The sequence below is a fragment of the Yersinia sp. Marseille-Q5920 genome (genome assembly GCF_946902935.1).
Classification (GTDB): Bacteria; Pseudomonadota; Gammaproteobacteria; order Enterobacterales; family Enterobacteriaceae; genus Yersinia; species Yersinia rochesterensis.
Genome location: NZ_CAMPQA010000033.1, coordinates 1 through 628 on the forward strand (window position 1 = coordinate 1; position 628 = coordinate 628).

A 628-nucleotide genomic window follows, 5' to 3' on the forward strand; every position below is an offset into this window, starting at 1 on the left:
CTTGCGTTGCGATTATTTGAGAGACTCTAATACAGGTTAATCCTTATCTCAGTACATCTACGGAGAGATAAGTTTCAGCTGTATTGTTTCAATTTTCAGCTTGTTCCAGATTGTTAAAGAGCAATATTTCACAACACACTGAGTCTTGCGACCGCAGTACGTTTTGAAATAGTTTTATATGGTGGAGCTAAGCGGGATCGAACCGCTGACCTCCTGCGTGCAAGGCAGGCGCTCTCCCAGCTGAGCTATAGCCCCATATAAAAAGCAAAATACCTTATCGGCATAACTCATTCTCAGACAAGGCGCAGTCACGCGACGTTTATTGTTATAAACGAGTGTGTCTGTAACGCAGTATGAGGATGAGTTGGTGGGTCTGAGTGGACTTGAACCACCGACCTCACCCTTATCAGGGGTGCGCTCTAACCACCTGAGCTACAGACCCAACAAGGTACTAAAGCCCGACTAATTTCTCAGCCCGGCCTTATTTGCTCGTTACTTTCTATCAGACAATCTGTGTGGACACTACGCAATGCGTATCGTTAGGTAAGGAGGTGATCCAACCGCAGGTTCCCCTACGGTTACCTTGTTACGACTTCACCCCAGTCATGAATCACAAAGTGGTAAGCGC

The 628-nt window shown here is 46.5% G+C and carries 2 tRNA genes and 1 rRNA gene; all 3 read right to left on the bottom strand.

Annotated elements, in window-relative coordinates:
* Nucleotides 1-179: 179 nt before the first annotated feature.
* Nucleotides 180-255 (bottom strand) — tRNA-Ala (locus OVO64_RS20415).
* Between the two features lie 110 nt (nucleotides 256-365).
* A tRNA-Ile gene (locus OVO64_RS20420) sits at nucleotides 366-442 on the bottom strand.
* 102 nt (nucleotides 443-544) lie between these two features.
* A 16S ribosomal RNA gene (locus OVO64_RS20425) occupies nucleotides 545-628 on the bottom strand; the annotation flags it as partial.